19 protein-coding genes and 1 pseudogene are annotated in these 24,051 nt (G+C 41.7%); 17 read left to right on the top strand and 3 right to left on the bottom strand.

Annotation, left to right across the window (positions count from 1 at the left end):
* Positions 1–32: 32 nt before the first annotated feature.
* From ACQY73_RS13135 to ACQY73_RS13190, 12 genes are all read left to right on the top strand, one after another.
* A complete protein-coding gene (locus ACQY73_RS13135) occupies positions 33–674 on the top strand; it encodes an O-methyltransferase (protein WP_428666612.1) in 642 nt (213 codons plus the stop codon).
* 18 nt (positions 675–692) lie between these two features.
* Positions 693–2,876: a LysM peptidoglycan-binding domain-containing protein gene (locus tag ACQY73_RS13140; RefSeq protein ID WP_428666615.1), complete on the top strand. Its 2,184-nt coding sequence runs from the start codon at positions 693–695 to the stop codon at positions 2,874–2,876.
* Entirely contained in the window at positions 2,873–3,445 is a 573-nt protein-coding gene (locus tag ACQY73_RS13145; RefSeq protein WP_428666618.1) for a DUF3109 family protein, read from the top strand. Before ACQY73_RS13140 ends, ACQY73_RS13145 begins: the two co-directional genes overlap by 4 nt.
* An 18-nt stretch (positions 3,446–3,463) precedes the next feature.
* Complete coding sequence (locus tag ACQY73_RS13150) at positions 3,464–3,793, top strand: MGMT family protein (RefSeq protein ID WP_428666621.1); 330 nt, start codon at positions 3,464–3,466, stop codon at positions 3,791–3,793.
* A 124-nt stretch (positions 3,794–3,917) separates the two neighbouring features.
* Positions 3,918–5,924, top strand: coding sequence for an OmpA family protein (locus tag ACQY73_RS13155; RefSeq protein WP_428666628.1), 2,007 nt, complete (start codon positions 3,918–3,920; stop codon positions 5,922–5,924).
* A gap of 161 nt (positions 5,925–6,085) precedes the next feature.
* On the top strand, positions 6,086–6,895 hold the full coding sequence (locus ACQY73_RS13160) for a hypothetical protein (protein WP_428666630.1): 810 nt from the start codon (positions 6,086–6,088) through the stop codon (positions 6,893–6,895).
* Between the two features lie 747 nt (positions 6,896–7,642).
* Positions 7,643–9,109, top strand: a complete 1,467-nt coding sequence (locus tag ACQY73_RS13165) for a toll/interleukin-1 receptor domain-containing protein (RefSeq protein ID WP_428666633.1) — start codon at positions 7,643–7,645, stop codon at positions 9,107–9,109.
* A gap of 18 nt (positions 9,110–9,127) precedes the next feature.
* On the top strand, positions 9,128–12,241 hold the full coding sequence (locus tag ACQY73_RS13170) for a hypothetical protein (protein ID WP_428666636.1): 3,114 nt from the start codon (positions 9,128–9,130) through the stop codon (positions 12,239–12,241).
* 198 nt (positions 12,242–12,439) lie between these two features.
* The gene (locus ACQY73_RS13175) at positions 12,440–13,432 is read left to right on the top strand and encodes an IS5 family transposase (RefSeq protein WP_428666639.1); all 993 of its coding nucleotides are present in this window, start codon (positions 12,440–12,442) and stop codon (positions 13,430–13,432) included.
* A gap of 534 nt (positions 13,433–13,966) precedes the next feature.
* On the top strand, positions 13,967–14,173 hold the full coding sequence (locus ACQY73_RS13180; RefSeq protein WP_428666642.1) for a hypothetical protein: 207 nt from the start codon (positions 13,967–13,969) through the stop codon (positions 14,171–14,173).
* On the top strand, positions 14,161–15,156 hold the full coding sequence (locus ACQY73_RS13185) for a UPF0236 family transposase-like protein (protein WP_428666645.1): 996 nt from the start codon (positions 14,161–14,163) through the stop codon (positions 15,154–15,156). Before ACQY73_RS13180 ends, ACQY73_RS13185 begins: the two co-directional genes overlap by 13 nt.
* Positions 15,157–15,265: 109 nt before the next feature.
* Entirely contained in the window at positions 15,266–15,571 is a 306-nt protein-coding gene (locus ACQY73_RS13190; protein WP_428666647.1) for a hypothetical protein, read from the top strand.
* Between the two features lie 112 nt (positions 15,572–15,683).
* Here ACQY73_RS13190 and ACQY73_RS13195 read toward each other — a convergent pair whose 3' ends face one another.
* Positions 15,684–16,073, bottom strand: coding sequence for an HIT family protein (locus tag ACQY73_RS13195; protein ID WP_428666650.1), 390 nt, complete (start codon positions 16,071–16,073; stop codon positions 15,684–15,686).
* A gap of 287 nt (positions 16,074–16,360) precedes the next feature.
* Between ACQY73_RS13195 and fusA the strand changes: the two are divergent.
* Positions 16,361–18,468, top strand: a pseudogene (fusA, locus tag ACQY73_RS13200) (elongation factor G).
* A 58-nt stretch (positions 18,469–18,526) separates the two neighbouring features.
* On the opposite strand, the gene ACQY73_RS13205 reads toward fusA, so the two are convergent.
* Both ACQY73_RS13205 and ACQY73_RS13210 read right to left on the bottom strand, forming a co-directional pair.
* Positions 18,527–19,279 carry a LytR/AlgR family response regulator transcription factor gene (locus ACQY73_RS13205; RefSeq protein WP_428666653.1) on the bottom strand — a complete coding sequence of 251 codons (753 nt, stop codon included), beginning with the start codon at positions 19,277–19,279 and terminating at the stop codon, positions 18,527–18,529.
* Between the two features lie 2 nt (positions 19,280–19,281).
* A complete protein-coding gene (locus ACQY73_RS13210; RefSeq protein ID WP_428666656.1) occupies positions 19,282–21,135 on the bottom strand; it encodes a tetratricopeptide repeat-containing sensor histidine kinase in 1,854 nt (617 codons plus the stop codon).
* Positions 21,136–21,434: 299 nt separating this feature from the next.
* Here ACQY73_RS13210 and ACQY73_RS13215 point away from each other — a divergent pair, with 299 nt between their 5' ends.
* The 4 genes from ACQY73_RS13215 (at position 21,435) to ACQY73_RS13230 (ending at position 23,967) form a co-directional block, all read left to right on the top strand.
* Positions 21,435–21,881: a hypothetical protein gene (locus ACQY73_RS13215; protein WP_428666659.1), complete on the top strand. Its 447-nt coding sequence runs from the start codon at positions 21,435–21,437 to the stop codon at positions 21,879–21,881.
* 25 nt (positions 21,882–21,906) lie between these two features.
* Positions 21,907–22,509 carry a cupin domain-containing protein gene (locus ACQY73_RS13220; protein ID WP_428666662.1) on the top strand — a complete coding sequence of 201 codons (603 nt, stop codon included), beginning with the start codon at positions 21,907–21,909 and terminating at the stop codon, positions 22,507–22,509.
* Positions 22,510–22,653: 144 nt separating this feature from the next.
* Complete coding sequence (gene rpsJ, locus ACQY73_RS13225; RefSeq protein WP_028522456.1) at positions 22,654–22,959, top strand: 30S ribosomal protein S10; 306 nt, start codon at positions 22,654–22,656, stop codon at positions 22,957–22,959.
* A gap of 282 nt (positions 22,960–23,241) precedes the next feature.
* Complete coding sequence (locus ACQY73_RS13230) at positions 23,242–23,967, top strand: hypothetical protein (RefSeq protein ID WP_428666665.1); 726 nt, start codon at positions 23,242–23,244, stop codon at positions 23,965–23,967.
* Positions 23,968–24,051: the final 84 nt, after the last annotated feature.

Below are 24,051 nucleotides of genomic sequence, written 5' to 3' on the forward strand. Positions count from 1 at the left end.
TCGTTTATATTTGTTGAAATAACTTTGATTGAATGGAATTTCTTCCCGCAGCTATAGAAGCCTACGCGCTGGCACACACGTCAGCCGAAAGCCCACTACTGGCGCAACTTAACCGAGAAACTCACGCAAAAGTACTCCAATCCAGAATGCTTTCGGGGCATTTACAGGGGCGGCTTTTATCGTTACTTTCGACTATGCTTCGGCCGCGTCGAATATTGGAAATCGGCACTTATACAGGTTATTCCGCATTGTGTTTGGCAGAGGGTTTGACGGATGACGGTGTGTTGACAACCATTGATGTAAACGAAGAACTGGAAACGTTTACACGCTCCTATTTTGAGCAGTCTCCTTTTGCCAAAAAGATTGATTTTCGCATCGCCAATGCGGTTACGCTCATTCCAACTTTGAATGATACGTTTGACTTAGTGTTTATTGATGCTGATAAACTGAACTACGGTTTGTACTACGATCTGGTGTTTGACAAAGTCCGTTCGGGCGGAGTCATCATCGCCGACAATGTCCTTTGGAGCGGAAAAATTATTCAGACCGAAAAGAAACCGGACAAGGATACTCAGGCACTTTTAGACTTTAATCAAAAAATCCACCATGACCCTCGGGTGAGCAATGTGTTGTTGCCGGTACGCGACGGCCTTATGGTAGTGTGGAAACATTAACTTTCGATTCCAAAAGCAATGAAACGAACCTCAACCCTTATCACCTTCATTTCTTTTTTTGCCATCTCGGCCCTTTGGGCGCAGGCACCTGCCATTCCAACCGTTCCAACCAGCGTTGGTTTTGCAGGAATGAACATTCAGATCGATGAAGATGCTCGCGCGATCATCCAATCGGATGTAAAAGCATTGCTCGGCAACCGCAAATACTGGGAATCTAAACTTGATCGTTGCGTAATGCACTTCCCTATCATTGAAGGAATCCTGATCGACGAAGATGTTCCCACTGACTTCAAATTTCTGGCTTTGCAGGAAAGCGGCCTTCAACCCGACGTGGTTTCCGCTTCCAATGCCGTTGGTTTTTGGCAGTTCAAAAAAGAAACCGCCGTTGATTACGGAATGAGAGTGGATGATGTAATTGATGAACGTAAAAACATTACCGCTTCTACGCGGGCAGCAGCCAAATACCTCAAAAAGAGCAATACGCTGTTTAACAATTGGATCGCTTCTTTGTATTCTTATTATCTGGGCGCAGGAGGCATCAGCAAAAATATTCCGACCGAATGGTCGTATGCTAAAGAAATTAAATTGACCGGAAAATCGGATCGTTATATCCTGCGTTTTTTTGCGCACAAGATCGCAGTAGAATCAGCCATTGACCGTTATCAATCACCTGTTCAAACGGTATTATTGGAATATCCTCAGGCAAAAGGGCGCACCATTCAAAGCATTGCTGCTGAACTGAACATTGATGAAGCTACCCTGCGCAATGAAAATCGCTGGCTTAACAGCAGTGACATTCCTTCAGACAAAGAGTACGCATTGATTATCCCTGTTGCCAACGATCAGCTTTCCGCCACCAAAACTCGTCTTTCTTCTGTTCAAAAACCCAATCAACGAGACAATTTTGCGCAAAAAGACATTGGGTTTCCGGTACTGGTCCGTGCCGAAGGATACAGCAATGACCTGTTATTGTACGAGATCAATGGCTTGCCGGGTATAATGGCCGGAGGCAATGACAATATTGAATCACTGGCTAAAAAGGCAAAAATTAGTTTCAGCAGTTTTCTACGCTACAATGAAATGTCGGAGCGTGACCCCATTGTTCCGGGCGATGTTTACTATTTAGCGAAGAAAGGCAAACACGCCGCAGTTCCGTTCCACACGGTTCGGGAAGGTGAGTCGCTCTGGAAAGTGTCGCAGGTTTACGGGATGCGGTTAAAATACATTGTAAAAAACAACCGGATCGACAATCGCAATCAGCGTCCACAAACGGGCCGGGTACTTTGGCTAACCAAAAAACGGCCAAGAAACACCCCGGTCGAGGTTGTGGATATGCCACAGGATGAGTGGGTTCCGGGCAGCGGGAAGTCACAACCACGTCCTGCCGTTCAGGAAAATACCCGAAATAGTGCCGCCCCGGTGGCTTCCAACAAAATCCCGCAAAATCCTTCGGAGCGTAAAGTGTATACCCCAAAAATGGCCGATACACCTCCTGCAAAAACGACTGCCGATACCAATGAATCGTTGGGCGTAGAAATAACAGACGCCACAAGCGTACCCAAACAAGGTTCTTCAACCGCCGCACAAACGGCAAAACCAAACAAAAGAGCGCCATCTTTTAACCCCAACGATGATGACCGAGTGGTGATCATAAATGACGATGAAACGGTAAGACAACCCGCCAAGCAACCGGCCAAAACCACCACAACCCAACCTGCTCCTACCAAGCAACAACCGGTTGTAAAAAACACAACTGCAACTAAAGAGCCGGTTGAAGAGCCGATAGTCATCAAACAGGAACCGTCTAAGCCTAAACCAACCACTCCTGCGTCCACTACGCCGGCCGTTACTACTGCCAATAACAAGTCGGTGACACACACGGTAGAGCCCGGACAGACCTTTTACAGCATATCAAAGATGTATGACGTAACAGTCAATGACATTTTTTACTGGAACAACCTTCCTCAGGATGCAAAACTGTTGAGCGGACAGAAATTGACCATTCGCCCCGTGGGCAATACTGTTATACCACAACAACAACCTAAAGCAGATGAGTTTACAAGTCATACCGTAGCACAGGGAGAAACAATGTTCAGTATCTCTAAAAAATACGGGGTGAAAGTGGACGAAATCAAAGAATGGAATGAGTTGCCGGATACAGGAGTTAAGATCGGGCAACAACTCAAGATTAAGAAACAATGATAGTGATTGAAAATACCGTTATCAGTGATGACGTAGCCGACCATTTTTTTGTGTGTGACTTGGGAAAATGCAAAGGTGCCTGTTGTGTGGAAGGTGACCTTGGCGCACCTTTGGAGAAGGAAGAGTTGGCCGTATTGGAAGAAGTATATCCGCATGTAAAGCCGTATTTAAACAAAAAAGGCATTGAAGCCATTGAAAAAACCGGTCTTTACGAGCAGGACTTAGACGGCGATTTTGTGACCACAACCGTTAACGGCAGAGAATGCGCCTATGCCATCTATGACCGAAAAGGTATTCTTAAATGCGGGATCGAGCAGGCTTTTCTGGACGGGAAAATCACTTTTCGTAAACCTATTTCATGCTATCTATACCCGATCCGGGTCACCAAATACGACCATTTTGATGCCCTTAACTACGACCGTTGGCACATTTGCAATCCTGCCTGCCACAATGGACGTGAATTGGGTGTACCTATTTATAAGTTTCTGAAAGCCCCGCTCATTACCAAATACGGCCCGGCTTGGTACGAGGAGTTGGTGGATAAAATTGAAAATAAACAGACTTCTTAAAAACTGTCAGCTAATCCGTTGGAATCAAAAAATTTCTTCAATGATGTCTACGACGTAGTACGGCAAATACCCGTCGGACGTGCCACCTCTTACGGTTCCATTGCCAATTTTTTAGGTTCCAAACTCAGTGCGCGGATGGTGGGTTGGGCCATGAATGCGTGCCACGGAATGCCGGATGTGCCTGCGCATCGGGTGGTAAATCGCAATGGCGTTCTTTCCGGAAAACACTTTTTCGGAAGCCCCACCGCGATGCAGGAATTGCTGGAAAGAGAAGGTGTTTTGGTAAAAAATGATAAAATTGTTGACTTCAAAAAAGTATACTGGGATCCTGCTTCGGAGTTGCTTTAGACTTAAAAAGCGAACCATTTAATCTCTTCATAATCAATTAGTTAATTTTAGTTACTAAAATTTAACCGAATCAATTGCAGCAAATGGCACGAATAATGAGGGACGGTAAAAAAAATGTCTTTTTATGCGTCTCATCCAGTGCCTTTTATTAGTACTTGCCGGCTTGTGTGCACAGGCTCAAAACGAGCAATGGGCCTCCAACGTTTTAGGGGTTTCTTCTGAATATACGGCCGGCAACGGCCAACAATACCGTGCCATTCAAATCTTGGGGAAACCCAATAAACTTCCGCAGGGAGAAAGCGGTGCTTCTGCCTGGCGACCCGAACAGCCCGACAAAGGCGAAGAATGGATCAAAGTAGGATTTGAAACGCCCATTGCCGTACGTCAGATCGCCATCGGTGAGAATAGCGGCGCCGGTTGCATTACCACTATTTTTGCCTATGATACTCAAAACAAAGAATATAACGTCTATACAGGCAAGCCCGAAACCACCCAACGTGGCGCAGGAATGTTGCGCGTGTGGCTTCCCCAACTTACAACTTATAAGATCACTTCTCTCAAAATAGTCCTTGATACCAAACGCGTTAAGGATTGGAATGAAATTGATGCCGTTGCGATCTCTGCTTCTGAAACGCCCATTGAAGCGCAAATCAATTTGGCAAAAAATGTACCGAAAGAACTCAAAAAAGAGAACCTCGGCCCTAACGTCAATTCTAAAGCCAACGAAGTAGCCCCCGTCATTTCGCCCGACGGCAAAACCATTTATTATACACGCTATGACCATCCGGAAAACCTTAAAACCAAAGAAGATTATGACGTTTGGTTTGCGGAAGAAAAAGGCGGTGTTTGGCAAAAAGCCCGTAACATGGGCACTCCCGTAAACAATACCGCCGAAAATTCGATCTGCTACATTTCACCCGATGACCGTACGGCGTTGCTGATGAACATTTACCGTCCTGACGGCACACTGTCCAAAGGAGTTTCGATCAGTCGCAAAAATAAAAACGGTTGGACATTTCCGCAGGAACTGCGCCTTCAAAGCTACGTGAACGAACATTCGTTTTCGGGATTTTACATTAGCCCAAATGGGAAAATAATGGTACTTTCGTTGCAGGATGCCAATACAAAAGGAGGTGCCGATCTGTATGTATCCCGTTTGCAAAATGACGGCACTTGGTCACCGCCCGCAAACATGGGTGCCGACCTCAATACCGCCGATGATGAATTTACGCCCTTCTTAGCCACTGATAATCAAAGCATTTATTTTACCTCCAACGGCCGCAGTGGCTACGGAGAAATGGATATTTACGTAAGCCGTCGTCTCGATGAAAGTTGGACCAAATGGTCAGAGCCGGAGAACTTGGGCCCCGCCTTTAATACCTCAGACTACGAAGCCCACTTTACGATTCCTGCTTCGGGATCGTACGCCTATTTTTGTTCTTCCGAAAATTCGTTGGGTGAATTTGATATTTTTCGCATCAAACTTCCTGAATCCGTACGCCCTATTCCAACCGTGATGCTTCAGGGAAGTGTGGTTGATGACCTCACGAAACAAGCCGTTGCCGCCGAAGTGATCGTGGAAGATCTGGACCAAAAACAACCTCCCCAGCGCATTGATTATGACCCTGCTGTGGGCGATTTTAAAGTTGTGTTGGATACCCAAAAACAATACGGTCTTACCGCCCAACGCAAAGGATATCAGGCCGCCGGCACCATCGTGGACCTGACAAAAGAAAAACAATACCGCGAAATACGCCGTGAAATCCCTTTGACGCCTATTGAAATAGGGAAGAAAATAACACTTAACACCATTCGTTTTGCCCAAAGCAAGTTTGACCTGCTGCCTTCTTCCTTGCCCGAATTGGACCGCCTTGCGCAAATGATGGCTGAAAACGGCAGTATGGAAATCATGCTTGAAGGCCACACCGACAACGTGGGCGATTTTGACGCCAACGTTCAGCTTTCCAAAGATCGGGTGGAGGAAGTGAAGCGTTATATTACAACCAAAAACATCAGTGCGGCGCGAATCCAGACCAAAGGCTACGGTCCCACGCGTCCTATTGCTCCCAATACCAACGAAGAAAGCCGCAAACTTAACCGAAGGGTGGAGTTCAGCATCCTGAAAATGTAGCCTATTCATCTATAATCATTATTCTATTTTTACGTCCTAAACCAAAGGACGCCGACTGAGCGTTGGTGAAAATTTCCTTGCCTGAAAACGAAAATCCGCTTCAGCAACGTTGTTGTTTAGGTTATTCTCAGATACGTATCCGAATCGACACATCATTTTCAATGAAGAGATTTGCACTATTGTCTTTACTCGCTGTTTTTTCCTGCAACAAAAATCAGGATCCTACTCCGATACCCGTAGCCACACCGGTCTGTAACATAAGCAGTGAAACCGGGGTAAATAATTCCTATAAACTGGAATACCTGTATAACACTTCCGGGTCGCCGGAGGGTGTGAATATATCTACCAAAAACACCGCTGACGGTCAATTAAAACCGGTAAGTACGGCGCGGTATACCTACGAAAACGGCAGATTGGTGAAAGTTGTAGACGGTGCAGTCGAAGAGGTATTGGAATATAGCCCCGGCGGCGCATTAACCCGTCTTACGGTTGCCAAAACCGTTGAACCCGCTTACGTTAATTATACCCTCAACTTTGAAACTGATGCCAATCAACGGATCACAAAAGTGATGGATTCGATGGGAAAACAAACGACGATCAAACGAGATGCTCAGGGAAACATCACAGAAACGCTTACGGTTGATACAAAAACCGGCCAGGAACTATATCGCATCGAATTGAGCGGTTATGACAACCGAAAATCCGTCTATGATTCCTTCAAGGGCTGGTCCTTCAGCGTACTGAGCTATTATGCCGACTATGTCAAGTTTCCGCTTTTTACCACGGGTGCCGGCGGCAATGCGGTAAAACGTATTGATTATGTAGCAGGAAAAGCTTTCAGTGAAACTACCTATACGTATACTTACACAAGCAACGGCTTTCCGCTGACGGAGCAATCCTTCACCCGATTTTCAGACGGTTCCGGGGTTGGCACCAACGGCCGAACGTTTGCTTATACCAATTGTAAATGAAATTTCATAGCACAATTTTCACTAAATTTCTTCTTGGGTTTTCTTCCTTTTTCTCTGTGCATGACCACTTGATAATATTGTCTAATTTTTCTTGCAAAAAAATAACGATTTCAGGATACTTGTATAGCAATCTATCGGTTTTATATATTTATACGAAGATTATATGTCAATTAGCTGACAATCAAACCAGAGTACTATGTTAGCTGTGCGTCCAATAATAATTTAACTAACTATATAAATATAGTTAGTTAAATTCAGGCTTTCAGCTTCTGTTTCAGAGTTCAGGAACGCAGTTGTGGCCGTTGAGAATTTCAAAAAATCGACTCTCCAACGACAGTATAAACGCCCTAATCAGATAATTTTATAAATAACTCATCGCTACATAATATAGAGTGCATTTTTTATGTTAAAATTGTGTCAATAAGCGACTTAAACGAAATCAAAATAAAACTAACTGTAGACAAAACACTATTTATAGGTGTTTCGGTAGAAGTGCCAAGTTTGATGAGGAGTTCAGTAGATCATAGAATAAGTCAGGTAATACATTTGAGAGGAGTTTTCATGTTGCAACAACAAACAATATGGCTTTGCCTGATATATTGCAATATGACATTAAAACAACAGCTATATATACTATTCATTTGACAATCTTAGAGGCGTTGGCTTGACAATACAAGCATAATATAATTATTGTTTGCTAAGAGTTAAACTAGTTTTTTACCCAATCAATATTAAGCTATTACAAATATGACATTTGATTACGATGTATTTATTAGCTATCCACATATCAGTAATATTGATGACAATAACAATTATAATGGTTGGGTAGCTAAATTTCATGATAGGCTCAGTATACTTCTTACTAATTTATTAGGCCGAAAAGCGAGAATTTGGAGAGATAATAGGCTTCAAGTTGGCGCACCGTTTAACGATGAGATATATGATAAACTTAGTAAGAGCAAAGTTTTTCTATGCGTTACTTCGCCTGCTTACATTCAATCAAAGTGGTGCCTTAACGAACTAAGAGAGTTTTTACGTTTAGCCAATCAAAGTGGCAACCTAATTACTGGAGAACACTCCCGAATAATACCGGTCGTAAAAACATACATGCCTATAGAACAGCGCCCGAGAGAAATACAAAACTACATCTATAAAGAATTTTACAAAATTGATGAGAACTTGGGAGGTGTACCTTTAGAATTTGGCCAAGAATCAGGTGAAAGAGGGTATGAGGATTACAAAACTAAACTGGATGAGGTTGTCTGGGCAATTTTTAATACGGTTAATCAAATCAGAGATGAATCACCGGATGACGTTCGGAAGACAGTTTTTCTGGCAGAAACAACCTTTGACAAAAGAGATGAATACGAAAGGATAAAAAATGAATTGATTGCTCGTGGCTTTACTATATTACCTGATAACCCACTCCCTAAAGACCATATAGATACCTATAAGGAAGCCGTGGAGAGTTATTTGCGACGTTCCTTTTTATCAATTCATTTGCTGGGAAAATCTTATGGAACAATTTTAGATGGTGCCACGGAATCAATTATTCATTTACAAAATAATTGGGCGGCTAAACACAGCAAATCAGATAGAAACTTTAAACGCCTGATCTGGATACCACAAACCTTAGAACAGATTGATGAACGTCAGAAAAGCTTTTTAGAGTGGTTGCAGAATAACGCTGAAGCCCAAAACGGAGCAGAAGTATTGATACGTTTGTTTGAAGGTTTTAAAACAAGAATGCTTCAAGTAATCGCAAAGCCTAAAAATGAGCCTAATGACAATCTGATTCGTGTATACTTAATGTGCGATAAACCGGATTTTGATTACATTCCATATGTGGGTAAATATCTGTATAACAAAGGCTATGAAGTAATGCAACTTTCAAGAACAGATGAAACATTGCAACACCACAAAAGCCACCTGATGTATTGTGACGCTACCCTGATTCTGTATGGAAAAACACACAAAGGGTGGGTTGATGAAAGGCTTTATGACACTACAATCAGGGTTAAAGGATGGGGCCGCGAGGAGGCTATTCTATGCAGAGCCATTTTTATAACAAATCCTGAAACAGAAGAAAAACAGAATTTATTCATACAATCAGCTAAACTACTCCCTCCCTGTTACGAAGAAATTCCCAGTCATGCACTTGAATCTTCATTAGCAGAATTTGTAAATGATATTGAACAGGCTTTTAACAATTAACTTTAGTAAATTAAAATAATGGTTTCGCAGGAACGCAGAGTAAAAAATCCCTTCCCCGGGCTAAGACCATTCGAAACACAGGAGAGTGATATCTTCTTCGGGCGCGATGGTCTGACCGACACATTACTCAAAAAGCTTCGTACAACACGCTTTGTTGCAGTTGTAGGAACGTCAGGTAGTGGTAAGTCATCCCTTGTAAAAGCCGGACTATTACCTGCTATGAAAAGTGGATTTATGGTAAGTGCAGGTTCAAACTGGCGAATCGCCGTAATGCGCCCTATCAATAATCCTATTTTTAATTTAGCTCAAGCATTATTTGAGGCTCAAGTATTTCCTAAAAAAAGTACAGTACAAAATCAAGCGAAAGTAATTGAAGAAACATTACATAAAAGCTCTCTCGGCTTAATAGATGTTGTTCAGCAAGCTGAATTTACAAATTTTGAAAACTTACTAATCGTTGTCGACCAATTTGAAGAATTATACCGTTTTGAGTCGGGCAATACGGATCAGTTAGAGCAAGCATCGTGTTTCATCAAACTCCTCCTCGAAGCTACCCGTAATCCGGATTTACCAATTTATGTGGTGCTTACAATGCGTTCAGAGTATCTTGGTAAAAGTGCACAATTTTGGGGTTTACCGGAAGCCATTAATAATGGGCAGTTTCTTATTCCAAGAATGAATGATGATGAACGTCGGGAAGCCATTATTGGGCCGATAAGGATATTCGATGCGATGATTTCATCACCGTTAGTGAATCGTTTGCTCAATGATACCGGCGACGATCCTGACCGATTGCCTATTCTACAACATGCTTTGATGCGTACATGGGACTATTGGACGAAAAACAGGGCGAATGATAACGAGCAAATTGACCTTCAACATTATGAAAATGAAAAGGTTGGCGGGATGGACAAGGCCTTGTCGATTCATGTTGACGAAGCCTATCATGAACTGAACGAAGAACAACAGCTTATTGCCGAAAAAATTTTTAAGCGCTTAACTGAAACCGGTACAGGCATTAGCGAAGGCAGACTTCCCGCAACTGTAAACGACTTAATGCAAATAGCTCAAGTTGAAGAAGAAGTAATCTTTCCGGTCATTGACGCTTTCCGAAAAGAAGGCCGCTCATTTCTCATGCCTCCGATTTCCAATTCTTTACAAGGTAATACGCTAATTGACATTTCACATGAAAGTTTGATCAGGGGTTGGGATCGATTAAAAAGCTGGGCCGAGGAGGAATCTATCTCTGCAAAGATATACCTCCGGCTTGTGGATGATGCTCAACGCTACCCGAAAGGAGAAGTAAATCTGTTGACAGATCCAGAATTACAGTTAGCATTAGATTGGTATAATAAAAACAATCCTAATCAGACATGGGCGAATCGATATAATTCGGATTACGAAACAGCAATAAATTATCTTAATCAAAGTAAAGAACAACGTGATATTGCAGAAAAAAAACGTATAAGAAAACAAAATAGGAATATATTGGCAGCAATTTTAGGTGTTTTATTTTTTGCTTCTTTATTTATTATAACATTTATATTTTATAAGGAGGCAGAAGCAGGTCGTGTAGAAGCTGATAGTCAAAAGGCCACCGCTAAACGTAGCGAAACAAAATCAATTATCTCAAGAATTGCTTTAAAAAAAGCGTTAGAAGAAGCAACCTATGCATTAAATAAGGAAAAAATTGCCAAAAAAGCATCTGACTCTATGGTATTAGTCAACAAGACATATGCAAAAATAGGAATATATTATGCACAAGCAGCTTCGGCAAATCAGGAAGAAGATATTGATCAAGAATTATCCAATTACAAGAAACTTATTCAAGTCTATAAAGAACTGCCTCAATCATCTTATGATGAACGGATGATTGTTAATTTATTAATTGGCCAAGCGTTAATTGACGACGACAAAACTGAGGAAGGTTTAAAATATTATAATCAAGCGGCTGCTTTATTAGGAAAATCTAATAAAAAGCCAGATGAAAGAATTAAAATTTTAATGAATATAGGTGGGACATTTTTAGATGTCGAAGATCAATTACTACCTGAGTTTGAAAGAAAAGGCATACAATACTTTGAAGAAGCCGCAACCTTATTAAGACATTCTACTAAGGATTCTCTTGAAAAGTCTAAAATATTTAAGGAAATTGCCAATGCTCTTTTAAGTGATTTAGGCAGGAAGAATTCTGCACAAATTAGACTAAATCATGCTGTTAAATACTATAACTATGCTGTCGATATATCGTCTAATTCTCTTGAAAAAAGCAAGAAATTTCTGGAATTAGGAGATAAACTTTTGGCATCAAGTGATTCACTAATAATGAGTAAATCTATAGAATATTACAATAGAGCCCTACAAATAAACAAAGGAAATACTAAACTGGAAATTAATCAGCGAGCACTTAATTACAGGAAAATTGCTGTTCTTTACAGTCTTTATGATAATTCTACTAATCTAAAAAAATCAATTGAGGCTTATAATACTGCACATCTACTTTATAGTAATAATAAAGATACATTACAAATTGCAAATACATTATATGATATAGCAAATGTAAAAAACAGGTTAAATTCTATAGATTCATCATCGAATCTCCATTCCTTGCCTGATTTACAGAATGCATTAAATATGTATCAAAAACAAAAAACTTCTCTTTACGTTCGTATGCAAATAGTTACTTTAATAAAAATAGGTAATGAATATGATAAAACAAATACTTTAGATAAAGCATTAATCGCTTATCAAGAAGCTTATAATGTATACCATAAAGACAGTATAACTTCAAAATCAAATATATTAAATCAATATAACTTATCTATGTTTAATGCAGGAATTGCTCTTGACCATATTGGCCAAATTTATCAAAAATTAAAATCTAATGATTTAGCACAAAAAAATTATCAGTTAGCCTATAAACATTTAGTATTGAGTAGATTGGTGACAAGTAATTTAACGCCAAGCAATAATTTGCGCCAATTTTTATTAAGAATTAATTCAACTAAAGATATAAGACTTATAGCGACAACTGATTCCGAGATTTATAGCAGGCTATCAGCACTAAGGAAAATCCTAAATATTTCAAATTCATCAATAAATACCTATTCGCAAGAAAATTTAAGAGAATAATGAGCATTATCAATCAAAATACGAAGACATGAATGAATATTGGAAATTACTAACCAACCAAAAGGTTATAACAATACATCTCCATGGCTTTGTTGCATAGCTCTAGCTATTGTAGGTATCAGGGCATAAAAAAGCACCGGATAAGCTAACTTTGAGATCGCCAAACCTACAAAATAGCCGCCTTTCGGCTCCGATGCGATGTTAAAGTTACACTTTTTTGATCCAGCACAAGAACAGCAACCACAAAAAACTATCTACCGGGTTGCCAATTGGGCCGAGTACAATCAATCCCTCATTCAACGCGGGAGCCTCATGCTTTGGATCGACCAACAGGCTATTACTGAGTGGTACCATAACGGCATCAATAAACTTGGCGGACTCTACCGCTATTCTGATGCCTGCATACGGTGTGCGCTCTCGCTCAAAGCGGTTCTAAAACTAGCCTTCCGCCAGACACAAGGGTTGATTCAGAGCCTGTTAACCATAATGAAGATTGACTTGAAAGTGCCTTCTTACACCCAATTATGTCGGCGACAGGCTCAGTTAAGTACTGACATTAAGCCTTTGCTATTTTCTGTTCAAGGGGATGAAGGGTTACACATCGTTGTTGACAGTACAGACTTAAAGGTGTATGGCGAGGGGGAATGGAAGGTGCGAAAGCATGGAGCATCAAAACGGCGTGTGTGGCGCAAACTGCACCTGGCCGACGATGTAGCAACCAGGATGATTGAAGCGGTAGAACTGACTACCAATAGTATTACTGATGCTCAAGCGGTTGAGCCTCTTTTAGATCAGATTACAGCCTCTATCAGTACGTTTGGTGGTGACGGTGCCTATGACCAACTACAGGTGTACGATGCACTGCAGGAAAGAACGATCACGCCCATAATTCCACCCCGTAGCAATGCGATAGTGTGGACTGATGAAGCGGGTGTCGACTTAGAGCATCCTCGTAATGAGGCCCTTAAAGTGATTGACGAGTTGGGCTTTTGGGGTTGGAAACAGCACAGTAGGTATCATCAACGCAGTTTAGCTGAAACGCTGATGTTCCGCTGGAAGTCTACCTTTGGAGAGCGCTTGCAAAGTCGGAAGCTAACCAATCAGCAATATGAGGTGAGAATAAAAGCAGCCTGTCTGAATCGGTTCACGCAATTGGGCAGGCCCAGGACAGTTCGCAAGAAATTAACATAGCAATGCAACAAAGCCTTTCTCTTTATACAAAGACTTCAAACCGTCTTAAAATTTTGCGATTCTTACATCGCTTACACAAAGTTATAAGCCTATTTAATAGCACAAATTGCACAGTTCAGTAAAATTCTCAAACTTAACACCTAGTAATTCTATATAATTAATTAGATAATCAATTCTCATAAGAAGGCAAGATGTTATATATTTTCTAGGGTAATGCGGTAAAACGTATTGATTATGTGGCAGGAAAAGCTTTCAGCGAGACTACGTATACCTACACCTACAACACTAACGGATTTCCACTGACGGAGCAATCGTTTACTCGATTTTCAGACGGTTCTAGTGTTAGGACTAAAGCCGGACGTTCACTTATACTGATTGTAAGTGAGTCTTTACTGAGTGATTTTCTTACTAAATTCCTTTTAGACTGGGTGCATTTCAAAACTTCGATTAAGTGTTATCTTACTAAAAAAGGAATACACGGGTAATAAAGCGTAGAAGTACTCTTTTTTGGAAAAATAACCTAATATTAATAGGATGACGCGCGAAGAATTACATGCCTTAGTGGATTCTCAATACGATAAACTGGCTGATTTACAGGCAAAAGAGAGCTTTTATGCATTTGAGGAAGGTTTTGTGAAGATATGGACGGAGTTGGGAGGGCAAGTCTTGCAAGCCAGTCTTGATAAAGTACCCTCAGATAAGCGAAAAAAAACGAGTGTCAAACCCGCTTGGGGAAAATAGAATTATCAAAAACCCATCGCTATAAAGCCAAATGCAACGGCTTTTTTATAAGCCCATATCTGCAGAACTTAATGGCTCTTGCTGGAGTGAGCGATGTATATTCTAAAAGTAATGATTTGCTGAATGCTTTTTTAGGTATCAATATCTGTGAAAGTCAAGTATATAGGGTTACTGACTGCCTTGGGCATCAGCTAACTGCGAATCTAAGGGGAACACTTGCTCATCCACCCTTGAAAGAAGACCAAAGGGTGTACGCCTCAATGGATGGGAGTATGATTCAAATGGATCAGGGTTGGCAGGAGATTAAACTCGGTCGTGTTTTCAGAGAAGACAGTCGACTTGAAAATGGCACTCAAGGGCAGGGGGAGATCCGTTATAAGCTCGACGAATCTATATATAGCGGGGCTTTGGGCTCCCATACTGATTTTATTCCAAAGTTTGAGGCAAGTTTAGGTACCTACAAAAATCATAAAGAGCAATTAGTCTTTATTACGGATGGAGCTGCTTGGATTCAAAAGTATCTGGCTGAAAGTTTCTCAGAATCAACGCATATACTGGATTACTATCACGCAGTAGAGCACTTGGCTGATTTTGCAAAATCACATTTTTCAGATTCAGTCAAGGCGAAGCATTGGGTAGAAAGTCAAAAAGTAGAGTTGTTGGAAGGTTCAACTCAAAATGTTATTGATACCCTATCCCAATTGCGAAACTTGTCAACAACTGCCAAAGAGCAACAAATCAAACTGATGCAATATTATAAAAACAATATTCAACGGATGAATTATAAAGTATTTCGCAATCAAGGACTTATGATTGGTAGCGGCCCAATGGAGGCCGCACACAGAACCGTAATTCAAACCCGAATGAAACGCAGTGGACAACGATGGACCACTGCGGGCGCGCAGGCTATGATCAATCTTAGGGTTATTAAGGAAAGTAAACGCTGGGAAGATGTCTCGCAACTTTTAAGGAATGCAGCGTAGTTTTGAAATGCACCCTTTTAGACTTTACGATTTCAGGATGCTTGTCTATTTAGATGGACAACTATTGTGACTTAGTAGAGAAGTTTTTTTGTTTTAGCCTAATACGAATATGATGGACTACAACAAACCTTATACAGTAAATGGGGGCGATTTCCATTTTAAACCTGAAGACAATTCATTCTATCTTAGGGAGGCAGTGGATTATACAGATCGGTCTATTATTATAGCAGAAGCTGATTTACAAGCTTTTGCCCGCCTGTTAAAAGTTGAGTTAGATTTTCAAAAAATTTATGACGCTGCCAAACTGCAACTTCTGAATATGAAATTTGATGTATTTGAACGCATGCTTAATGAGAACAACATAAAATACACTTATTTTTATTGGCGTGAAAGCTCTCCGGGTGATTACAATTAGAAGGAACTTCCTTTTTATCGTTACAAGCGCTCCCCTTGTGCCGCAAGGGGAAACTCGCTACGGAAGGAAACCACGGGCTCAATAGGCAAAAGACTTAACAGCTTCGCATTCATTACAACTCCCTTCGAATCCTCTCTGCAATCTCCGCCAATTCCTCCTGACTCATTTTCAGTTTATTATTGAAGTTCATATCCGCCATGCTGTTCATTGGAATCAGGTGTACGTGCGCGTGAGGTACTTCCAAACCTACGACAGCAACGCCGATGCGCTTGCAGGGAACGGCTTTTTCAACGGCGGCGGCCACTTGTTTTGAAAATTTCATCAAACCTTCATACAGGCTCTCTTCCAGATCAAAGATATAATCAACTTCCTTTTTAGGAATGACGAGGGTGTGTCCCGGAGCGCAGGGAAAAACATCCAGAAAGGCCAGAAACTCATCGGTTTCGGCAATTTTATACGATGGTATCTCCCCATTAACAATACGTGTAAATATGGACGGCATGAGAAATTGTCGTTTAAGTTTATGAATTCAACAGGTTACCGGTTTACAAAAATGGGCAACTTTTCAGCTATTATACAAATCAAGGGTTAAACTACGCTGCCAAATTACAAATTTGTATAAATCTAAGTTTGCTTTTCCCACGCAAAACATCTAATTTTGCGCTCTGATTTTCAGAATGGTACCGTAATTTGTGCGTATATGCCTAATTTTGAGGCAAAAAGCGTTCTGCTTATCAACACAAATCAAGGAACTTAGACTTAACAGATTTAATAACAATCACAAAAACCATGGCACGTGATTTAAAATTCACAAGAAACATTGGGATTGCTGCTCACATTGATGCTGGGAAGACCACCACAACGGAGCGGATTCTTTATTATGCGGGCGTAAGCCACAAAATTGGAGAGGTACACGATGGTGCCGCTACAATGGACTGGATGGCTCAGGAGCAGGAGCGCGGTATTACGATCACATCTGCGGCTACCACGGTAGATTGGCAGTATAGAAATAACAAATACCACATCAACATCATTGATACCCCGGGTCACGTTGACTTTACGGTAGAAGTAAACCGTTCGTTGCGGGTATTGGATGGTCTTGTGTTTTTGTTTAGTGCGGTAGATGGTGTTGAACCTCAATCAGAAACCAACTGGCGTTTAGCCAACAACTATAACGTAGCTCGTTTAGGCTTCGTTAATAAAATGGACCGTTCAGGAGCTGACTTTTTGAACGTTTGTAAGCAGGTAAAAGAAATGTTGGGCAGCTACGCGGTGCCTTTGCAATTGCCGATCGGTGCTGAAGATAACTTCAAAGGAGTGGTTGACTTGGTGAATTTCCGTGGGATGGTTTGGAACGAGCATGACAAAGGAATGACTTTCCAAGAAGTACCTATTCCTGACGATATGCTTGAAGAAGCCACCGAATGGCGTGAAAAACTCCTCGAAGCCGTTGCTGAATTCGATGATACGTTGATGGAAAAATACTTCGAAGATCCAACATCCATCACCGAAGACGAGATTTTGAAAGCTCTCCGTGAAGCCGTTATTGCGATGAAAGTTGTTCCGATGCTTTGTGGTTCTTCTTTCAAAAACAAAGGTGTCCAAACCATGCTTGATTACGTGATGGCATTGTTGCCTTCACCGTTGGATAAAGAAAGCATTAAAGGAACCAATCCTGATACCGGTGCTGAAATCTCTCGTAAACCAAGTGTTACCGAGCCTTTCTCCGCCCTGGCGTTCAAAATTGCCACTGACCCTTACGTAGGTCGTTTGTGCTTTATCCGTGCGTATTCAGGAGTATTGGAAGCAGGTTCTTATGTATTGAACAACCGTTCAGAAAACAAAGAGCGTATTTCACGTATCTTCCAAATGCACGCTAACAAACAAAACGCTATTGAACGTTTGGAAGCAGGTGATATCGGTGCAGTAGTAGGATTTAAAGACATCAAAACGGGTGATACCCTTTCTGATGAGAAAAACCCTATCATTCTTGAATCAATGGTATTCCCTGAGCCTGTAATCGGTTATGCGATCGAGCCTAAGAAAACTGCTGATCAAGATAACTTCTCGAAAGCCATTGGTAAACTCATCGAAGAAGATCCAACCCTTCAGGTGGAATCAAACGAAGAGACCGGCCAAACCATCATCAAAGGGATGGGTGAGCTTCACTTGGAGATCATCATCGACCGTATGCGTCGTGAATTCAAAGTAGAAGTAAACCAAGGTGCGCCGCAGGTAGCTTACAAAGAAGCCATCACGAAGAGTATTGAGCACCGTGAAGTTTATAAGAAACAAACGGGTGGTCGCGGTAAATTTGCCGATATCGTATTTGAACTCGGACCACGCGATGACCACGAACCGGGCCAGGAAGTGAAAAAAGGTCTGCAGTTTGTGAATGAAGTCGTAGGGGGGGCTATTCCGCGCGAATTTATCCAACCTGTACAAAAAGGTTTTGAAGCAGCAATGGTTAACGGTCCATTGGCGGGTTACCAGTTGGAAAGCATGAAAGTGCGTCTTTTCCACGGTTCTTACCACGATGTTGACTCCGACTCATTGTCGTTTGAATTGGCCGCGAAATTAGGCTTCAAAGAAGCCGCTCGTTTAGCAGGTCCAAAATTGTTGGAACCTATCATGGCAGTTGAAGTATTGACTCCTGAAGAATACACCGGTCCTATTACAGGTGACCTGAACCGTCGTCGCGGGATCATGAAAGGCATGGACTCACGCGCAGGCTCACAAGTTATCAAGGCAGATGTACCTTTGTCAGAGTTGTTTGGTTATGTAACCGACCTTCGCACCATGTCGTCAGGTCGTGCTACTGCCACTTGACCTTCTCGCACTATGAGTTCCTTCCAAACAACTTGGCGGAAACCGTCATTGCGAAATCAAAAGGATAGAATCACCTGATCGATTATATGTAGAAAAACCCCGAGCATCGGGGTTTTTCTTTTTTGTTTATAACCACCCAAATCGCTCCATCAGTTTTTCTTTTTGACTCCGGGCAACGGGAACCGTGAAACCATCAGACATGACCAAATAATTACCTTCTCCTTTCATAAATTTGACAATTCGATCAAGATTTACTAAATGTTGACGACTCACTCTCAGAAAATTACGTTCTTCTAACGTATCCTGAATATCGCGCAACGTCTTGGATACTAAGTATTTTTGTCCTCCCTCCAGAAAAAATAAAGTATAATTGTTATCGGCTTCGCAATAAAGAACACTTTTGAGTTCAACAAACACCACACTGTTTTGGTGAGGCAGAGCGATTTTTTCAGGAAATACCTTCGTTGGATTTTGAGGTGAAAGCAACTGTTGTCTGAGCAATTCTAATTGACGACTGTCGGTACGGCGACTTCGTTCCACTTTTTGCACCGCTGCTTGCAGGTCTTTTGCGTCAGTTGGTTTCAACAAATAGTCTATCGCGCTGAATTTAAAGGCTTTAACTGCAAATTTATCGTAAGCAGTCACAAACACAACCGCAAAATTTAAGTCTCCCACCATCTCCAAAAGTTGAAAACCATTCATTTTGGGCATCTCAATATCCAAAAATACAACGTCGGGCTGTTGAGCCCGAATAGCTTTCAGCCCTTCTTCACTGCTGCTGCATTCGGCTACTACATCTACCTGCGAACAGTACATTTTCAACTGCAAAGCCAGTAACTTTACACAATCGGGTTCGTCGTCGATGATGATTGCTTTCATATTTAAACGGGTATTTCTACGATTACCTTCGTGCCGGCGGCCTTCCCATCTGAATCTACCAAGTCTTCTATCTGCACTTGAGTAGTTGATTTGTAGAGTTGATTGATAAGCTCGATACGTTCCGAGGTCATTTTCAAGCCAAACGACTTATTTTTAGTGGCCGATTTACTTTTGAGTTCGGAAGCCGCCGCGCGACCAATGCCGTCGTCAACAATACTGACCTGCAAAAGATGCTCTTGGGCTAAATGCAGTTTTATGATAACTGTCCCTCCTTCTTCTTTGTGCATCAGCCCGTGCCAAATCGCATTTTCAACGTAAGGCTGCAACAATAGCGGTGGAATATCAATATAGTGGGTATCAATTTCATCGTCCACTTCCATTTCATAGTTGACTTTATTCTTAAAACGCATGGCTTCCATTTCAATGTACAACTGCAAAGTTTCCAATTCGTTGGCAAGGGCCACTTTTTCAGAACGTGAGTTTTCCAACACCAATCGAATCAATCTTGAAAACTGCGTCAGGTATTCCGATGCAGTATGCGCGTCGTTTTCGAGAGTATATAACTTAATGGAATTGAGACAGTTGAAAATAAAATGCGGATTCATCTGCGCGCGCAAAGCCGTCATTTCCGTTTCGGCAATTTTGCCGGCAAATTCTGCTTCCTGCAGTTTAATTTCATTTTTCAGTAACAAATTATCCTTCTGTTTGCGACGATTATTAAGATACAACACCACTACGATCAGCAAAACAATTCCCAATCCGGCCATGAGCCAATACCTCACCAAGCGGTTTTGATAATCTGCTCGCACGTTAGCCAAGTCTCGTTGGTATTGCTGTTCTCTAAACATCAATTTTTGCCCTTGTTTTACTTTCTCAATGCTGGTTAAGCTGTCTTTGGCAGCATTGACCAAATCGCTGTAATACAAAGCCTTATCGGCGTTTTTATGCTCAATACACCAGGCTTTCAACAATATCCCGGCATCCCTGACGGCTTCATACTTTTTCAATCTCCAGGCCTTTTCTACTACCAAAAGAGCATTATTATGAACAGAATCCGGTTGATTGACTTGTTTATAATACTTCGCCAAATTTAAGTGTCCTTCCACAATCCCCGTATTATCGCTAAGTACATACGCTTTTTTCAGGCCCTCATTGATAAAAAGCAGCGCCTGTTTTCTGTTTTGTAGTTTAAGATGAATTTCACCCATTAACATGGGAATATGAAAGGCAAAATAGCGGTTAGGTTCTGTGGCTTTTTTCAGGGTGATGTAGCTTCTTTGCACGTAGTGCAGCGCAGAGTCTAAACGTCCTATGTGTAAATAGATTTCACCCATATTCATTGTTGCACCAATAAAAGGCTCCTGATAGGCTATATTTTGGGGGTAATGACTTTTAAAATAAAGGTAAGGCTGCCAAGCATAATGAAGCGCATTGTCTAAATCACCCTGTTTGGCATATGCTGTAGAAAGAAAAGCCACTGCCACCATAGCAGTATGAGAATCAAGATCTTTTTGGGCTAATTGGCTAGTTTCCTGCAAGGTTTCAATCGCTTTTACGCTTTCACCATAGACACTGTATTGATACCCCAAATTGAGTAAACCCAGCTTGACTCGATGCGTATCCTTAATTTTTCGGGCAAGTGCTATGGACTCATTAACGTAGTGCAACGCCTTGACAGGATCTCTTGAAATCCACGTCTTTCCAATTTCTTTCAATACATCAATACGTGTGGTATCTGCTTTTAAAGTAGGTAAGAGCTTCATCAAACTGTCATGGGAACGGACTACATTGACCGACTGACCGAAGCTCAGTTGTGTTCCGACCAGCCACATCAATATCCAATTACATTTTCTCATTCCCTTTTCTTTAATACCTAAATGTAGCATATCCACTGCCAACTCTACTACCGCGAATGGGTGAAGTCTCCATTTTTTTGAGTGAAAGGCCCTGCAAGGTGAGGGAACGTCTCAAAAAGCCTGAAGTACAGAGAAATACATGCTCGCTCAATAAGCCCTTTACTTCCCTCAATATCCTACGCTGCTCACTTCGGTTCATTTGAAACACACCAAAAATGTTTGGCACTTTTGGACAACAATCGCGGCGGCGATGTACGAATGAAATCATTTTTATACCCAACATCAAACGTTTCAAACACATGAAAAAATTAATGATGACTCTCTCTGTAATCGCTTTTTCCGGTATAGTGGCTTCTGCTCAAACGGCTGACATCACAGCTATTAAAAAGACCATCGAAGCCGAAAAAGCTGCCGGCGATGCGGGCGATTACAAAGCTTATTTAAGTCAATGGATCAAAGCCCCTTACTCCTCGTTTCTCTATAATGGCATTTTACTTACCGGCGATGCGCTCTGGAAAACAATGGATGAAAGATGGGCCAACGCCAAACCAAGAAAAGTGAACAATACCCGTAGCGATTGGAACATACACATTAAAGGCGATGCCGCCTATGTTACGTTCAATCAGCGTTCGGAAGATATTGAAAAAAATAAGGTTGCCGAAACCGTAGAAGGGCGTTTTTTAGAAAAAGTCGGGAACGAATGGAAAATCGTGAACATGACTGCTGTAGCAAAGGCGAAGCAATAACCCAACCAAAACAGATTTTACAACTATGTACCGCAACGAATTTCTAACTTCAGGTATTGTGGGCGCATTGGCAGCCACAATGGGCAATACCTTTGCCGCCCCAAACGCTGAGGTTCTCAAACCTTTTTACTTGCCTCCTGCTCCTCCGTTAGCGCCGGGCCCCGCTGGCTTGGACATCCGAACGTGGGTAAGAAGCACCCAAACCAACAATCAGTTTTCGTGCATCGAAGCAGCCGTAGCTCCTAAAACCATGGGGCCTCCACCGCATATTCACCAAGCGTTGGACGAAATCTGTTATGTATTGGAAGGAACAGCCTCCGTACTGGTGGAAGATAAAGTTTACGAGGTGCAGGCCGGTGGCTTCCACTTGCGTCCCAGAGGCATTATTCATACTTTTTGGAATGCCTCCGATAAACCCTTGCGATTCATGGATTTGTACTTTAACCAAAATTTTGAGGAATATCTGGAAGAGCTTTTTCATACGATCTACGCTGATATGGCCAAACAAAACCTAACGCCCATGGATCCGGGCATTGCCAAACGCATGGCAGCACTTGATAAACGATTCGGAGTAACGATGTTTCCGGAGCAGCGGCAATCGATTGTGGACAAATATGGTTTAAAATAAGCCGTAAGTTGCTCTTTTTAAATTGTAGCCTGTTTTTTACCAAAAATTAATTCCGTACCTTTGCACCCGCAAAAGAGAAGTCGGAGTAAATGGCTCTTTCGACGAAGATGACAAAAAACACACATTTGAGCCAGCAAAATTACAATGAATCAAAAAATTCGTATCAAACTGAAGTCATTTGACCACAACTTGGTGGACAAATCGGCTGACCGCATCGTGAAGGCGGTGAAATCAACGGGTGCTGTGGTTAGCGGCCCGATTCCATTGCCTACTGAGAAGCAAATTTACACGGTGCTTCGTTCACCCCACGTGAACAAAAAATCACGTGAGCAATTCCAACTTTGTACCTACAAACGTTTGATCGATATTCACTCGTCAAGCGCCAAAACCGTAGATGCTTTGATGAAACTTGAATTGCCAAGTGGTGTTGATGTAGAGATTAAAGTTTGATGATAAGGTTTCCAACCGCAAAGCCGGCTTCGCAAGAAGTCGGCTTTTGTTTTTTATACACGTCCTTTCCGCTGCTTTTTACCATAAATTTAAAGAGTGAGAACCTTATACACGCTATATCCCAATTTGAGGATATTATTGCTCATACCATTATTTATAACATCCTGAAAATGAGCAATGCGTAGAATTTATTGCCCAATAGTGGGGTCTATAAAAATAGTGGTATTACAATTGCCATATTCGAAAGCAATTCGATATTTTAGACAAAAAATTAAATTATTTATGGAAAATGTACAAAAAATTACCCGTTGGGCGGGACACCACCGCATTCTCATTCGTTTTTTTGTATTACCCATCGCTTTTTATTTCTTTGGTCGAATGGCCTTTGTGCTGGGAGGTGAATTTTATTTTTGGGGCTACACCATCCCTGAATACACCGTCTATGCCCTGACCGCTCTTATGATCGCGGCGGCTTGGTTTTACCCTAAAAACCCCCGGCAAGTCATTTACCAACTGTATTGGAAAATAAAAGGTCTGGAATTTACAGTTTGTATGGCTTCCTTTTTTCTTTGGATGTACATCGGCAATCAGACAGTACAGTATTTTAATCCACTCTTAGAAACAACCTCAAAAACAGCTGAGTCGTCAATCATTCATTTGACCAGTTTGTCGTCCGGCTCAAGTGAGAATTCGACAGCCTCAAGCAACGAAACTACTGTCACATCGGTAAAACGAAGCTTTTTCAACTACTTCAAAAACTCTACGCACGCCATCAAAATGAAAAGCCTCTTTAGGCCCAAAAGCGAACGGATGCCTACGGCACTGGGCGTTATTCTGGGAGCTATTGGAATTGCGGCGGGAATCGTAGTACTGGTCTGCGGCATTCAATGCGGCGGTGCTTCGGGCAGCGTTGCTTTAGGAGTGATTGGTGGATTGGCATTGATCGGATTAGGCATTTGGGCATTGGTAGCGACTTTCAAACCGGATGCTTCTCGACAAAATAAATAACCATTGATTCTTATTGGGAAAGCCGAAGAATGTATTTTCTTCGGCTTTCTTTGTTTTGTTTAATTTAGCGGTTGGCAACAAGGA

Source organism: Runella sp., assembly GCF_965279615.1.
In the GTDB taxonomy this organism is placed as follows: domain Bacteria; phylum Bacteroidota; class Bacteroidia; order Cytophagales; family Spirosomataceae; genus Runella.

Coding starts and splice junctions, on each gene's coding strand:
- ACQY73_RS13165 (WP_428666633.1), top strand. CDS start 7,643: ATGACATTTGATTACGATGTATTTATTAGCTATCCACATATCAGTAAT.
- ACQY73_RS13195 (WP_428666650.1), bottom strand. CDS start 16,073: ATGCCGTCCATATTTACACGTATTGTTAATGGGGAGATACCATCGTAT.
- ACQY73_RS13155 (WP_428666628.1), top strand. CDS start 3,918: ATGCGTCTCATCCAGTGCCTTTTATTAGTACTTGCCGGCTTGTGTGCA.
- ACQY73_RS13205 (WP_428666653.1), bottom strand. CDS start 19,279: ATGAAAGCAATCATCATCGACGACGAACCCGATTGTGTAAAGTTACTG.
- ACQY73_RS13210 (WP_428666656.1), bottom strand. CDS start 21,135: ATGAGAAAATGTAATTGGATATTGATGTGGCTGGTCGGAACACAACTG.
- ACQY73_RS13170 (WP_428666636.1), top strand. CDS start 9,128: ATGGTTTCGCAGGAACGCAGAGTAAAAAATCCCTTCCCCGGGCTAAGA.
- ACQY73_RS13140 (WP_428666615.1), top strand. CDS start 693: ATGAAACGAACCTCAACCCTTATCACCTTCATTTCTTTTTTTGCCATC.
- ACQY73_RS13175 (WP_428666639.1), top strand. CDS start 12,440: ATGTTAAAGTTACACTTTTTTGATCCAGCACAAGAACAGCAACCACAA.
- rpsJ (WP_028522456.1), top strand. CDS start 22,654: ATGAATCAAAAAATTCGTATCAAACTGAAGTCATTTGACCACAACTTG.
- ACQY73_RS13180 (WP_428666642.1), top strand. CDS start 13,967: ATGACGCGCGAAGAATTACATGCCTTAGTGGATTCTCAATACGATAAA.
- ACQY73_RS13145 (WP_428666618.1), top strand. CDS start 2,873: ATGATAGTGATTGAAAATACCGTTATCAGTGATGACGTAGCCGACCAT.
- ACQY73_RS13160 (WP_428666630.1), top strand. CDS start 6,086: ATGAAGAGATTTGCACTATTGTCTTTACTCGCTGTTTTTTCCTGCAAC.
- ACQY73_RS13135 (WP_428666612.1), top strand. CDS start 33: ATGGAATTTCTTCCCGCAGCTATAGAAGCCTACGCGCTGGCACACACG.
- ACQY73_RS13215 (WP_428666659.1), top strand. CDS start 21,435: ATGAAAAAATTAATGATGACTCTCTCTGTAATCGCTTTTTCCGGTATA.
- ACQY73_RS13230 (WP_428666665.1), top strand. CDS start 23,242: ATGGAAAATGTACAAAAAATTACCCGTTGGGCGGGACACCACCGCATT.
- ACQY73_RS13220 (WP_428666662.1), top strand. CDS start 21,907: ATGTACCGCAACGAATTTCTAACTTCAGGTATTGTGGGCGCATTGGCA.
- ACQY73_RS13190 (WP_428666647.1), top strand. CDS start 15,266: ATGATGGACTACAACAAACCTTATACAGTAAATGGGGGCGATTTCCAT.